The sequence below is a fragment of the Streptomyces sp. NPDC127068 genome, from assembly GCF_042724695.1.
Lineage (GTDB): Bacteria > Actinomycetota > Actinomycetes > Streptomycetales > Streptomycetaceae > Streptomyces.
This window is the reverse complement of the sequence record NZ_JBHXEN010000006.1, coordinates 57,512-70,953: the sequence shown is the minus strand read 5'-3', so window position 1 is coordinate 70,953 and position 13,442 is coordinate 57,512. Positions and strand designations below refer to the sequence as shown.

Below are 13,442 nucleotides of genomic sequence, written 5' to 3'. Positions count from 1 at the left end.
TGTGACGTTCTACCACCGATGCGGCCTGATCGGGCGGGAGATCCATGCGGGGATCTCTCAGAAGTGCCTCGCACAACATGCCGGTTTCGAGAGGGGTCTTGCGAATGGCGACCTGCGGAGACGTGATCGCCTTCGAGGCTCTCCCGGGCGTGCCCACCCCGGGGGTAGATGCCGCCGCCGAGCAGATGAACATGGCGAGCTTCACGTGTTCTGATAGGCGATGTTGTGACACGCGAGGTGAACCGTACGGATTCAGTGCTGCGCCTGATCCCCAAGTGGCTGATCCGGCACTGGGAGTTCATCGCAGGGCGAGGGGGGTCTCGGATTCGATGCGGGACAGCTTCTCAGGGTTGCGGACGACGTAGAGGCCGGTGATGCGGCCGGCCTCTACGCGGGCTGCCAGGATGCCGTCCAGCTCGCCGTCCATGTGGACCACCAGCGCCGGGCTGCCGTTGAGCACGGTGGGGCCGAAGGTGATCGGAATCGTGCTCTTGCCGAGGCCGCCGACCAAGAGGCGGGCCACCTTGTCGGCGCCGACGATCGGCCGCAGCGCAGCGTGCTTCACACCGCCGCCGTCGCCCATGTAGACGACCGCGGGCGCAAGCACGTCGAGCAGGCCCTGCAGGTCTCCGCCCTCCAGTGCCCGCGAGAACGACTCCAGAGCCGCCCGCGTCTGGCTCTGGGACACCACTTCGCGCGGGCGCCGGGCATCCACGTGCCGGCGGGCCCGGTGCGCGATCTGGCGGACGGCCGCCGGGGTCTTGTCGACCGCCGCCGCGATCTCGTTGTAGCTGACGTCGAAGACCTCGCGCAGCACGAAAACGGCCCGCTCGGTCGGCGACAGCGTCTCCAGGACGAGCATCACCGCCATCGACACGCTCTCGGCGAGCTCGACGTCCTGGGCCACGTCGGGCGCGGTCAGCAGCGGCTCCGGCAGCCACGGGCCCACGTACGACTCCTTGCGCCGCGACACCGTGCGCAGCCGGTTGAGCGCCTGCCGGGTCGTGATCCGGACGAGGTACGCGCGCTGGTCGCGCACCTGCTCCAGGTCGGCCTCGACCCACCGCAGCCAGGTCTCCTGCAGGACGTCCTCGGCATCGGTTGCCGAGCCGAGCATCTCGTACGCGACGGTGAAGAGCAGATTGCGGTGGGCGACGAATGTCTCGGTCGCCCGGTCAATGGCGTGATCATCGCTCATGTCTTGATCATCTCCTCCTCGGCCGGCCCGGACCTACGAAACCCGTTCGACGACGACCGGCGCCTCGGCGCGCATGACCTCCAGCGCCTCCTGGCGCCCGGCGCCTCCCTTCATGCGGTGCAGGCTGTACCCGCCGGGCTTGTGCGCCTCATCGGCCAGGTGCTTCACGATGCCCTTGCAGACGGCCTCCTTCATCTTCGCGCCGAGGCGACCGTCAAGGTGGAACCACACCGCGACGTCGGACCTGTTGCCGAACTGGAAGATGCCGGTGCCCCGTCCCAGGCTGATGCACTGCGCTCCGAACGACTGGTTGAGGGTCTCGGGCTGCTCTCCCGCCAACCGGCTGAGCACCGTGTCGGCGGCCCGCGCGCCCAGCGGCATCGCGGCCTGGCAGCTCATCCGCAGCGGCAGGCCCGACGGCGCCGCCGAGTCGCCGGCCGCGACGATGCGGTCGTCATCCACGCTCGTCAACGTTTCGTCGGTGAGCAGGCGGCCCAGGACATCGGCGCTCAGCCCACTGCGCGTGGCCAGGTCCGGCACGCCGAAGCCGGCGGTCCAGATGGTCACCGCGCTCGGCAGCTCCCGGCCGTCGGCGAGCCGCACGGCATCGCGGGTCACCGCCGTCACCTTGGCGTCCGAGCCGTGGAGCACGGTCACTCCGAGTGCCGCCAGCCGCCCAGCCACCGAACGCCGGCCCCGGGTGTGCAGGTACGGGCCGAGCGCGCCGCCGCAGACAAGGGTGACGGTGCGGCCCTGCTCGGCCAGTTCGGCGGCGGTCTCGATGCCGGTGGGCCCGGCGCCGACCACCGTCACCGCGGCCGTCGTGGGCGCGGAGTCGAGGACCGGCCGCAGCCGCTCCGCCTCCTCCAGGGTGGCGATCGGGTAGGCGAACTCGGCCGCTCCGGGCACCTGCGGGTCGGCGCTGCCACTGCCTACCGCGTAGACCAGGTAGTCGTAGCCGACCGCACCACCGCCCGCCAGCTCCACACCGCGCCCCGCCGCGTCGATCCGCGTCACGCTGTCGACCACCAGCCGGACGCCCTCCGCCAAGACCTCCTGGTAGTCGACGACGGCGGCGTCGGTCCCGCCCACCAGCTGGTGCAGGCGGACCCGGTGGACGAAGGTCGGGCGCGGGTTGATCAGCGTCACGGTGACGTCGTCGCGCTGCGTCAGGCGGTTGGCCGCCATGACGCCGGCGTACCCGCCGCCGATCACGACCACATCGGTGTTCTCAGCCATGATGTCTCCCTCGTTTCGAGCGGTTCGAGCACAAGACACCGCCTGATCGATCCGTGTGACAGTGTGTGAGCCAGATCACTTCTCAGGCGTGGCCGTCTGGACGGATTCCGGTCCGACCGCCGGGACGCCACCGGCGCCATCATCTGCTTGGCCGGTGCCGTCGTCGCGAAGCTGGTGAGGACCGATGGTCGGCCGAGAACAGCGGCGAGACCCCGACGGCGCCGCTCAGCCAGTACGTGGACCGCAGCGTCAGGGTCCGCCTGATCCCGTCCCGCGGCGGTGGTGTCGGCCCGCAGGTAGTACTGGTCGACGTGGACGAGCCGGGCACGGGTGAGCGCCTCGTCGTTCGGGTTGATCACCGGGGTCGTGCCGATGTTGCACGCCTCGCTCACGAGCAGGGCGACGACCGAGGTGGTCAGGTCCTTCATGCGGGCCCTCCCGTCGCCCAGGTGTACGAAGGCGTCCAAGGACCCGGTCCGGGCGTGCACGTCGAACAGCAGGTTCGGCAGGTCGATGTTGGGGAGCATCTTCTCGACCCGACCACGCAGCCAGGCCAACGGCTTCGGCTCGCCGAGCGCGTGGAGCTTCTCCACGTTCTGCTTCGCCCGGCCGTTCGGCTGCATCTCGATACTGATCTTCGCGTCTGTGCCGGACTCCTCCAGGCGCTCGGCCATCTGCTTCCACGTCGCGTCCAGGACCTCGACCAGTTCCTTGAGGTGCTGATCGGCGTCCCCCGCCAAGCTCAGGCCCGCCACGACGTCCTCGCGCACCGCCTCCCGGGATCTCGAACAGGTCCAGGGCGTCGTCGATCGCCTTGGCCTCCAGGTGGCGCATCACCGCGGTGAGCATCGCCGTGCGCTTGGGCTCCGGGGGTTCGCTCCAGCTTCGGCGCCTTGGTGCCCAGACCGTAGCGGGCGAGCGCGGACAACCGGTTCGGCAGGATCGTGCGGACCTCGGAGACCTGCCGGGCCAGCACGCTCACCCCAGGCAGCAGCACTCGGTGTCGGCGCAGCCGGCCCACCGAGTGGTCGAACAACGCCTTCGGCCCCTCGGCGTGCGCCGTCCACGCCCGGCCATGCAGGAACGCTCGGAACTTCCGGCCCTGGGCGTGGTCCTCGAACGGGCAGTAGCCGTACGCGTCGCGGATCTCCCACGCGTGCTCGTACGCCGTCTTCATCCGCTCGGTGTACTCCTTGACGCAGGAGACGTCCTCGATCTCCAGCTGCGCGCCAGCTGCTCCACCACCGGCCACGGCACGGCCAGGGGGTCTCCAGAAGCAGCCCGATGTAGCGGACCGTGCACATCTGGAGGGCGAAGCCGAGCCGATTGTGCTCACCACGCCGCTTCGCGATCAGCTTCCGATCCTCGTCGTCGAGGACGAAGGACCGCTCCAGCTCGGGCCTCGTCGCCGATCACCTGTGCTGGACGGCCTTGATCAAGCGCTCAGCGCCAATGGCTGTACCACTGGTCCCCAACGCCCGGTGCGGCAGGTGTTCTCCGTGACGCGTTCTCATCGTCCACCCATTCGACATGCAGGGTGGGGTGCGGGATTCCAGCAGGGCGGCGTCCGGGGCGGATCAAGAAGAATCCGGTCAGATGGTCACCCCGGACACCGCCGGCGGATGGGTGAAGTCGTATGCGCGTTCGGGGCGGTACCGGCATGGTGCCGGGGATCGGGTCAATCTCGTTTTGCGGTCTGTGAGCTGGGGGTTCACCGCTGTCAGACTCGCCCCTGGGCCGCGGGCACGAGGTTCCGCGGCGCTTGGGGAGGGGATGGCTCATGGCGTTCATGCGGTACAAGACGACGGGCTTCGCGTGGGCGGTGGCGTACCCGGAGGGGGAGTGGAAGGCGCTGTTCCGCCGGGGGGAGGAGGCCGCTCTGGTCAACGGGCAGTCGCTGGTCTCCTCGGGGCCGCTGACCACGGTGGTGACCCACTTCCAGGGGGTGCCGGAGGCGTACCGGAAGTCGAGTGAGGCGGTGGTGATGACACCGCTGGATCGCGGGTCGTGGGCGACGCTGTTCGTCCGGGGCAGCAGCATCCTGTTCTACAACTGGGACCGGGGGCAGATCAGCGAGGGCCGGTGGGACGCCTTCTACAACTGGGGCACCGCGCTGCCCGAGTTCTTCCGTTCCCAGGTCGACGCACTGCTGCAGGCGCCGAACGCGGCGGACGGGAACTGGCAGACGTACTTCTTCAAGGGCTCGCGGGTGCTGACCCTGCACTGGACCGGCGGGGTGGTCCGGAACGCGCTGATCACCGAGGGGCCGGACGCGTCGGGCTGCGCGGGCTGGGCCCGGCTGCCGGAGGGCTTCCGCGCCGATCTCGACCAGGTGATCGCCTACAAGCCGGCCACCGACGGGACCCGGCAGAGCCTGCTGGTCAAGGGCGACCAGGGGCTCTTACTGAACTGGCGGACCGGCCCGGTGGGTGCCGCCGCGAAGCTGCACGAACTCGGGATACCGGGCCTGGCCGCGCTGCCCGAGCCGTACCGGACGCCCTACCGGACGGTGACGGGCACCTGGAAGAACGACTCCGGCACCGGCCAGCGCGCGGAGCTGCGCGTGGACCTGGAGGGCAGCAGGGCCCTGGGCATGGTCAGCGCCGACATCTTCAACCCGGACGGCTCCTACTACAGCTCCTTCCGCAGCACCGACGCCCTGACCGTCGAACAGCACGGCGACCAGTACACCCTGACCCAGAACGGCCTGGCCTGGGCCGGCAGCGTCGCCCAGACCACCCTCACCCTCACCGTCCCCCGCGTCCCCGCCACGGCCACGCCCACCGCCGCCGCCCTCGCCCTCAGCAAGCCGGACGGCACCGCCCCGATCCGGTTCGCCTGCGCGCAGACCGGCACGGCGCTGCGGACGGTGGAGCTGGAGACCGACGTGATCGAGGGGGTGGAGGTCTTCCAGAGCTACGACACCACCCTGGCGCCGGTGCCGCCCGGCTACCGCAACCGGGTGCTGAGCGTCGCCTCCGCCTACGCCGAGGCCGGGGTGGAGATCCGGGCCGCCGGCACCGTCAACACCATCGCCGACAGCTCCGGCACGGACCTGCTGTGGTCACCGTCCGAGCTGTACGCGGCGATGAGGGCGAACTACAGCCTCCGCGGCACCAGCCCCCAGTGGAAACTCTGGTCGTTCATCGCCTCCTACACCTACATGAACGCCTTCGGGCTCATGTTCGACACACAGTTTCGGGGCCGTCAGGGCCTGGTCATCCTCTACAAGTCCCTGCGTGACCACCAGGCGCTGGGCACCGCCGACGAACTCTTCACCTACGTCCACGAGATCGGCCACGCCTTCAACCTGTCCCACTCCTGGCGCAAGGACATCAACGATCCCCCGTCCCCCCTGGGCCCCAACCAGGGCTACGGCGAACTGTCCTGGATGAACTACCCCTGGGGATACGACGACGGAGCGGGCCGACAGGGCCCCGGACACTTCTGGATGGACTTCCCCTTCCACTTCTCCACGGACGAACTGCGCCACTTGCGGCACGGCCACTACCGGCACGTCGTGCCGGGAGGTTCCGCCTTCCAGACCAACGGCGCGCTCCTGCCCGACGAGGCCCTCGCCACGGCGCAGACACCTCTGCGGGACGACGGCTCCGGGCTGGTGCTGACCCTCGGCGGAAAGCAGGTGTTCGGCTACGGCGAGCCGGTCACGGCCGAGCTGAAGCTCGCCCTCACCGGCGCACGCGACGAGGTGACCGCCGCCCGGCACATCGGGCCGGGCGGTGAGCGGACCGTAGTCCTGGTCACCGACCCCCGAGGCCGCACCACCCCGTTCCGCCCCATGGTCCGCGCCTGCCACGGGCACGGCGCCGCCGAGCAGACCCTCACCCTCACCGCCGCGCAGCCCGCGGTGTACGAGACGGTCTACCTCGGTTACGGCGCCGACGGCCTCACCTTCGCCGACCCCGGCCTCTACCGGGTCACCGCCGTGCACACCGCCCTCGACGGCACCCGCCTCGTCTCGCCTACCCGCACCCTCCGGGTCCGCCTTCCCCTCGACCGCACCGACCAGGAAGCCGGCGAACTCCTCCTCGGCGAGGAACAGGGAGCCCTGCTCACCCTCCTCGGCTCCGACACCCCCACTCTCACCGCCGGCAACGACGCCCTCCAGGAACTCATCGAACGCCACGGCGACCACCCGCTCGCCGCCCACGCCCGCCTCGCCCACGGTGCCAACGCCGGACGCCACTTCCAGACCGTCACCGACGGCCGCCTCACCGTCCGCCAGCCCGACATCGCCACCGCCGTCACCGAACTGACCGACGCCATCGACACCTCCCGCACGGACGAGGCGACCGGCCTGGACAACCTCACCCTCAACGCCGCCATGCGCCGCCTCGCAGGCGTCCACGCCAAGGCCGGCGACCTGGAACGGGCCGAAGCCGTCCTGACCGACCTCACCACCCACTTCCACCACCAGGGCGTCCCCGCCCACGTCCAGCAGCACATCCAGCAACAAGCCGACGAAACACGCGCCACCATCGCCGAACAGGCCGGCGACCAGCCCTGACTCCAGTCGGCGGGAGCGGTTCACACCGCAGTGCAGCCGCCGAAAGCCGCAGCCCCGGGCTTGCCAGGGACGCGAGTCCGCAAACGCCGGGCCTCCGGTCCGCGAGCCTCCTGCCGAGGCGATCGGAACCGGCTGCGGGCGATCAATTTCGATCTTCCCCGGCGAACCGCCGGGCCGGGCTGATGGAATGATCACCGACCCAGATCTGTCTCTATCGCCGTGGAGCCTTCATGAATGTGCTTGACGCAATCCGGCGCGTTGTCGACGCTCTCGAACCGATCATCGTGCCCCTCATCACGAGCAACCGTGACGTGAAGCACGACATCGAGCCTCTCTCCTGAACCCGTCCCGAACCCAGCAGTCGGCGGCGGCCCTTGCCGTCGCCGACGGGAGCCTGTCATGCGTTTCGCCGCCCTGGTCCGGGGGTTCGCCTCGACGTTCCTGCGGCCCCGGCCGCCGCGGACCGAGAGGGCCGAACCTCTCACCCGTGCGCAGATCCTCGCGCTCCTGGACGGTCTGCCTGTGAGCGAGTGGCGCTACGACTGGGACCCCGACACCCTGCACATCGGGCCGATGGCCCAGGACTGGCGGGCCGCCTTCGGCTACGGCCGCCGGGAAACCACGATCGACGTCGTCGACGGCCAGGGCGTGCTGATCGCCGCAGTCCAGGAACTCTCCCGCCGCCTGCGCCACCTCGAAGAACAACAGGCCGCACCACCGCCCTGCCGCTGCGCGCACACCACCGACCCCGACCCCGGAAAGAGGACTCCTCCATGACCCTGACCGACGCCATCGTCGCCCTGCTCAACGCCCTCGGCCCCTTGATCGCCCCGCTCTGACCGCTCGCCCGAGCCCTGTGACGAGGACCCGTCCATGACCGCCATCCGCCGCGCCGCGACAGCGGCCACCGCACTCCCCGCGTCCGTGCTCTCCGCGTCCTCGTTCGCCCTGCTCGGGTCCGTGACCCTGCTGACGTTCGGAACCTCCGTACGCGAGATCTTCAGCCTCACCATCGGCATCGGCGCCTGAACCGATGCCCCGCCGGGCCGGCCACGCCTTGCGGTGAACCGGCCGTACCCGCCGTCCGGGAACGGCCGGTTCACCGCTTGCCAGCCCGCGCACGCGGCCTTCACGCTCCGAAACGATCGCACCCCTGACAGAAGGGGGTGCAGGGTCGGGCGGCTGGACCCGGCGGGCAGGGGCTACGGGGCCGACAGGTTGCCGGTTCTGGATGTCCGCGCTGGGACTTCCCAGGGACTCTTCAGGGACTTTCCTCGTGTCTCAGCTCCTGACAGGCCCGTTGCGGGGGCTGTACCGGCTGCGTAGCAGGTCAGAGGCTTAACCGTAGGGGTAGAACCCGAAGCCGGACTTGCGGCCCAGTCGCCCCGCGTCCACCATCCGCTGGAGCAACGGCGGCGCGCCGTAGAGGGGTTCCTTGTACTCCGCGTACATCGAGTCGGCGACCGAGGCCACCGTGTCCAGGCCGATCAGGTCCGCGAGCTTGAGCGGCCCCATCGGATGGGCACAGCCCAGCTCCATGCCGTTGTCGATGTCCTCGCGGCTGGCGATGCCCGACTCGAACATCCGGATCGCGGACAGCAGGTACGGGATCAGGAGCGCGTTCACCACGAAGCCGGAGCGGTCCTGCGCCCGGATGGCGTGTTTGCCCAGCGCCTTCTCGACCATCAGTTGGGCGCGGCTGATGGTGGCCTCGGAGGTGGTGAGCGCCGGGATCAGCTCGACGAGCGCCTGTACGGGGGCCGGGTTGAAGAAGTGGATGCCGATGACCTGGTCGGGGCGCGAGGTGGCGACCGCGAGCCGCACCAGCGGGATGGAGGAGGTGTTGGAGGCGAGGATCGCGTCCGGGCGGGTCACCACCTGGTCGAGCACCTGGAAGATCTCGGTCTTGACCTGCTCGTTCTCGACGACGGCCTCGATCACCAGATCGCGGTCGGCGAAGGCGCCGAGGTCCGTGGTGAAGGTGAGCCGCGCCTCGGCGGCGGTGCGCTCCTCCTCGCTGATCTTCCCGCGTTCGGCGGCCTTGGCCAGGGAGCCGTGGAGCCGGGTGCGGCCGAGTTCCAGCGCCTCGCCGGTCGTCTCGGCGACCTTGACGTCCAGGCCGGCACGGGCGAAGACCTCGGCGATGCCCGCGCCCATCTGGCCGCAGCCCACCACTCCGACGCGGGTGATGTCGGTCAGCGTGTCCGTCACTTCGTCCCTTTCGTGAACTTCGTCCAGGCAGGACCCGTATGGCCCAGGCGTCTGCCTTCCCCCGCACGGTACTCCGGAACCTGCCGGGACCGGGGCGTCGGGTCGGGCATGCTGGTCGGACGGGGCCGCGGACGGCACCGGTCGCCGGACGAAGGTCGCCGGGCGAGTGCGCAGCCCACGGAAGGGCGGATGCATGGGGTTCGTGAGCCGTAGGGCGTTCACGGTGGGCACGATGACGGCGCTGACCGGGCTCGCGGTGGCCGGCGACGCGGCGGCGGGCCCCGAGCTGCCCGTGCCCGTGCCCCGGGACGGCCCCGAGACCCGGGGCATGTGGCTCGCCAGCGTCACCAACCGGGACTGGCCCTCCGCGGCGGGGCTCACGGCACAGGAGCAGCGCGCCGAGCTGACCGACTTCCTGGACGTCGCCGTGGAGCGGCGGCTCACCGCCGTGATCCTCCAGGTCCGCCCCACCGCCGACGCCCTGTGGCCGTCACCGCACGAGCCGTGGTCGCAGTACCTCACCGGGACCCAGGGGCGCGACCCCGGCTGGGACCCCCTGGGCACCGCCGTCGCGGAGGCCCACCGCCGGGGACTGGAACTGCACGCGTGGTTCAACCCGTACCGCGTGGCCTTCCACACCGACCCGACCCGGCTCGCCGCCGGGCATCCCGCGCGCCGACACCCCGACTGGGTCGTGCCGTACGGCGGCAAGCTCTACTACAACCCGGGCCTGCCCGAGGTGCGGGCCTTCGTCCGGGAGGCGATGCTCGACGCCGCCCGCCGCTACCCGATCGACGCGATGCACTGGGACGACTACTTCTACCCGTACCCGGTCGCGGGCCAGGAGTTCGACGACGACGCCGCGTTCGCGGAGCACGGCGACGGCTTCGACTCGCGGGCCGACTGGCGCAGGCACAACGTCGACCTGCTGGTCCGGGAGACCGCCGAGCGGCTGCGGGAGGTGCGGCCGGGCACCCGGCTGGGGGTCAGCCCCTTCGGGGTGTGGCGCAACGCCGCGACGGACCCGCGCGGCTCGGACACCCGGGCCGGGGTGCAGACCTACGACGACCTGTACGCGGACACCCGCAGCTGGGTGCGCAAGGGCTGGATCGACTACCTCTGCCCGCAGCTGTACTGGAACATCGGCTTCGAGCCCGCCGACTACGCCGAGCTGATCGGCTGGTGGGCGCGGGTCGCCGAGGGCACGGACGTGGACCTGTACATCGGCGAGGCCCTGTACAAGGCGGGCGATCCGAAGCAGCCCGCCGCCTGGCAGGACCCCGCCGAACTCTCCCGCCACCTCACGCTCGCCCGGGACCACCCGCGCGTCGACGGACACGTCTTCTTCTCGGGCCGGGAGGTCCGCGACGACCCGTCCGGCGCCCTGGCCCGGGTGGTCGCGGACCACTACCGGACCCGGGTGCGGGGCCGACGCCGACCGGCTCAGCGGTAGCCGTCGTCCGTCCGCCGGCGCGTCTCGTGCCGGATCACGCAGTCCGGCCCGGGGGACTTGACCGACTCGTGCCCGTTGTCGTAGCGGACGCGGTACGGCGGGCCGCCCGCGTCGCCCATCACCTCGACGATCTCCGCGACCCTGTCGTGCTGGCCCACGGTCCTGCCGTGCACCACCAGGTGGTCGCCCTTGGTTGCCCGCATCACGGTGCCCTCCTCGTACCGCCCGGGGAGCGTCGTACCCGGTGGGGCCCGTGCACCGCCCGGTCGGGCGGCCCGGACGGGCGCCGGGGCCGACGATCCGTGCCGTGTTCGTCAGTCTACGACCGGCCGCCGTCACGGGTACCCGCGTCCGGGCCGCCGCCCCGGGGCCGCGGCTCAGGTCCGGGCGCGTTGGGTGACCGCGATGCACACCAGGACCGCGACCGCGGTGAGCGGTGCCGTCCAGCCGAGGGGCTCGCCGAGCAGCAGCACCGACCAGCCCAGGGTCAGCAGCGGCTGGGCGAGCTGGAGCTGGCTGGCGCGCGCAACGCCGATCGCCGCCATGCCCCGGTACCAGACCACCAACCCCAGGAACTGGGAACCGACCGCCACCCACAGCAGTCCGGCCACGCCCCGCCCGGTCAGCTCCACCGGCTCGTGCGCCAGGGCGATCAGGGCACCCGGCACGACCAGCGGCAGACACATCACCAGGGCCCAGGCGATGACCTGCCACCCCGGGAGGACCCGGGCCAACCGGCCGCCCTCGGTGTAGCCGGCGGCGCAGATCAGCAGGGCACCGAAGAGGTACAGATCGGCGGTGGTGAGGGCGCCGCCGCTGCGGGCGACGGTGAACGCGAGCACCGCGACGGCACCGGCACCGGCGGCGCCCCAGAACGCGGGGGAGGGGCGGCTGCCCGTGCGCACCGTCGCGAAGACTGCCGTGGTCAGCGGGAGCAACCCGACGACGACGGCCGCGTGCGCGGTGCTGGCGGTCCGGAGCGCGAGGGTGGTGAGCAGGGGGAAGCCGAGCACCGTGCCCGCCGCGACGACCGCCAGGCCCGGCCAGTACCGCCGGTCCGGTACCGGCACCCGCAGCGCGAGCAGGCAACCGCCCGCGATCAGGGCGGCCAGCGCGCTGCGGACCGTCACCAGGGACCAGGGGCCGAAGCCCTCCAGTCCCCAGGCGGTGGCGGGGAAGGTGAGGGAGAAGGCGAGGACACCGAGGGCGGCCAGCGCGGTGCCTCCGGCCGACGCGGCGGCCGACGGAGGGGCCGGTGGAGGGGCCGACTCAGGGGGAGCGGCCGAGGGGTGCCGGGCGACCGCTATCGACTCATCGACGGTAGCGCTATCGTGGGCTCTCATGAACGAGCGTAGCAGCGTGGACGAGCTGGTCAATCTCCTGCGGACGGAAGTGAAGCGCTACTCGCTCGACGAGAAGCTGCCGTCGAGTCGTGCGATGGTCGAGCGCTACCGGGTCAGCCCCGTCACCGTGTCGCGTGCCCTCGCCCGACTCGCGACGGAAGGGTGGGTGGTCACCCGCCCCGGCGCCGGTGCCTTCCGCGCCGGCGGCCCGGCCGCCCCGGTCGTCCCCACCGGGGACACATCCTGGCAGGAGGTCGCGCTCAGCGCCGACGCCACCGCCGACCCGGTGCCCCGCTCCGTGGACGCCTCCGGGGTCCTGGTCACGCTCGCCGCACCGCCGGCCGGGGTCATCGAGTTCAACGGCGGCTATCTGCACCCCTCCCTCCAGCCGGAACGTGCCATGGCCGGGGCGCTGGCCCGCGCCGGACGCCGCCCCGGGGCGTGGACCCGCCCGCCCGTGGACGGGCTGCCGGAACTGCGCGACTGGTTCGCGCGGGAGATCGGCGGCGCGACCACCGCGGCCGAGGTCCTCGTCACCTCCGGCGGACAGTCCGCGCTCACCACCGCCCTGCGCGCCCTGGCCCCGCCCGGTGCCCCCGTCCTCGTGGAGTCGCCCACCTACCCGGGGATGCTGGCCATCGCCCGCGCCGCCGGGCTGCGCCCGGTCCCCGTCCCGTTGGACGCGGACGGCGTGCGGCCCGCACTGCTCGCCGACGCGTTCCGGGCCACCGGGGCCCGGGTGTTCGTCTGCCAACCCCTGTTCCAGAACCCGACCGGGGCCGTGCTGTCCGCCGCCCGCCGCCCCGAGGTGCTGCGCATCGCGCGTCGGGCGGGCGCCTTCGTGATCGAGGACGACTTCGTGCGTCGCCTCGCCCACCAGGACCACGGCCCGCTGCCCCGGCCGCTCGCCGCCGACGACGCCGACGGTGTGGTCGTCCACGTGGATTCGCTCACCAAGTCCACCTCGCCCAGCTTCCGGATCGGGGCGCTCGCCGCCCGGGGACCCGTACTGGAACGACTGCGGGCCATCCAGGTCGTCGACACCTTCTTCGTCCCGCGCCCCCTCCAGGAAGCCGCACTGGAACTCGTCGGATCGCCGGCCTGGCCCCGCCATCTGCGGTCCGTCGCCGAGGCCTTGCGAGTGCGGCGGGAACGGATGCGGCTGGCCCTGGAGTGCTCGCCGGCGGCGACGGGGGGCGCACACCCGCTGCACGTGGCGCTCGGGGGGTACCAGATGTGGCTGCGGCTGCCCGACGGCACCGACGAGGCCGCCCTCGCCGCTGCGGCGCTGCGCCGCGGGGTGGCCGTGGCGCCCGGCCGGCCCTACTTCTGCGCCGAGCCCCCGGCGCCGCACCTGCGACTGAGCTACGCCGGGGTCGCCGGCCCCGACGAGATCGCCGAGGGCGCCCGTCGGTTGGGCGCCGCGCGGGAGGACCTGGACCGCGGCGGCGTGCCGCACGGCTGAGCGTC

Annotated in this window: 10 protein-coding genes and 2 pseudogenes; 5 read left to right on the top strand and 7 right to left on the bottom strand. The window is 71.8% G+C overall.

Annotated features, from left to right (window positions below):
• Positions 1-298 precede the first annotated feature (298 nt).
• From ACFWIA_RS05265 to ACFWIA_RS05250, 4 genes and pseudogenes are all read right to left on the bottom strand, one after another.
• The gene (locus tag ACFWIA_RS05265) at positions 299-1,198 is read right to left on the bottom strand and encodes an RNA polymerase sigma-70 factor (protein WP_387000589.1); all 900 of its coding nucleotides are present in this window, start codon (positions 1,196-1,198) and stop codon (positions 299-301) included.
• Between the two features lie 33 nt (positions 1,199-1,231).
• Positions 1,232-2,437: an NAD(P)/FAD-dependent oxidoreductase gene (locus tag ACFWIA_RS05260; protein ID WP_387000587.1), complete on the bottom strand. Its 1,206-nt coding sequence runs from the start codon at positions 2,435-2,437 to the stop codon at positions 1,232-1,234.
• Positions 2,438-2,709: 272 nt separating this feature from the next.
• A pseudogene (locus tag ACFWIA_RS05255) lies at positions 2,710-3,620 on the bottom strand (DUF4158 domain-containing protein); the annotation flags it as partial.
• 94 nt (positions 3,621-3,714) lie between these two features.
• Positions 3,715-3,831: pseudogene (locus ACFWIA_RS05250) on the bottom strand (DUF4158 domain-containing protein); the annotation flags it as partial.
• A gap of 386 nt (positions 3,832-4,217) precedes the next feature.
• Here ACFWIA_RS05250 and ACFWIA_RS05245 point away from each other — a divergent pair.
• From ACFWIA_RS05245 to ACFWIA_RS05235, 3 genes are all read left to right on the top strand, one after another.
• Positions 4,218-6,965, top strand: coding sequence for a hypothetical protein (locus tag ACFWIA_RS05245; protein WP_387000585.1), 2,748 nt, complete (start codon positions 4,218-4,220; stop codon positions 6,963-6,965).
• 399 nt (positions 6,966-7,364) lie between these two features.
• Entirely contained in the window at positions 7,365-7,742 is a 378-nt protein-coding gene (locus tag ACFWIA_RS05240; RefSeq protein ID WP_387000583.1) for a hypothetical protein, read from the top strand.
• A gap of 96 nt (positions 7,743-7,838) precedes the next feature.
• Positions 7,839-7,994, top strand: a complete 156-nt coding sequence (locus tag ACFWIA_RS05235; RefSeq protein ID WP_387000581.1) for a hypothetical protein — start codon at positions 7,839-7,841, stop codon at positions 7,992-7,994.
• A gap of 309 nt (positions 7,995-8,303) precedes the next feature.
• On the opposite strand, the gene ACFWIA_RS05230 is transcribed toward ACFWIA_RS05235, so the two are convergent.
• Positions 8,304-9,164, bottom strand: coding sequence for a 3-hydroxybutyryl-CoA dehydrogenase (locus tag ACFWIA_RS05230; protein ID WP_387000763.1), 861 nt, complete (start codon positions 9,162-9,164; stop codon positions 8,304-8,306).
• 205 nt (positions 9,165-9,369) lie between these two features.
• On the opposite strand from ACFWIA_RS05230, the gene ACFWIA_RS05225 reads away from it, so the two are divergent.
• Complete coding sequence (locus ACFWIA_RS05225) at positions 9,370-10,629, top strand: glycoside hydrolase family 10 protein (RefSeq protein WP_387000579.1); 1,260 nt, start codon at positions 9,370-9,372, stop codon at positions 10,627-10,629.
• On the opposite strand, the gene ACFWIA_RS05220 is transcribed toward ACFWIA_RS05225, so the two are convergent.
• Together ACFWIA_RS05220 and ACFWIA_RS05215 are read right to left on the bottom strand one after the other, a co-directional pair.
• On the bottom strand, positions 10,620-10,832 hold the full coding sequence (locus ACFWIA_RS05220; protein WP_387000577.1) for a DUF1918 domain-containing protein: 213 nt from the start codon (positions 10,830-10,832) through the stop codon (positions 10,620-10,622). The two genes, ACFWIA_RS05225 and ACFWIA_RS05220, sit on opposite strands and share 10 nt — an antisense overlap.
• Before the next feature lie 174 nt (positions 10,833-11,006).
• The gene (locus ACFWIA_RS05215; RefSeq protein WP_387000575.1) at positions 11,007-11,972 is read right to left on the bottom strand and encodes a DMT family transporter; all 966 of its coding nucleotides are present in this window, start codon (positions 11,970-11,972) and stop codon (positions 11,007-11,009) included.
• On the opposite strand from ACFWIA_RS05215, the gene ACFWIA_RS05210 reads away from it, so the two are divergent.
• On the top strand, positions 11,971-13,437 hold the full coding sequence (locus tag ACFWIA_RS05210) for a PLP-dependent aminotransferase family protein (RefSeq protein ID WP_387000573.1): 1,467 nt from the start codon (positions 11,971-11,973) through the stop codon (positions 13,435-13,437). The genes ACFWIA_RS05215 and ACFWIA_RS05210 overlap by 2 nt on opposite strands.
• Positions 13,438-13,442 lie beyond the last annotated feature (5 nt).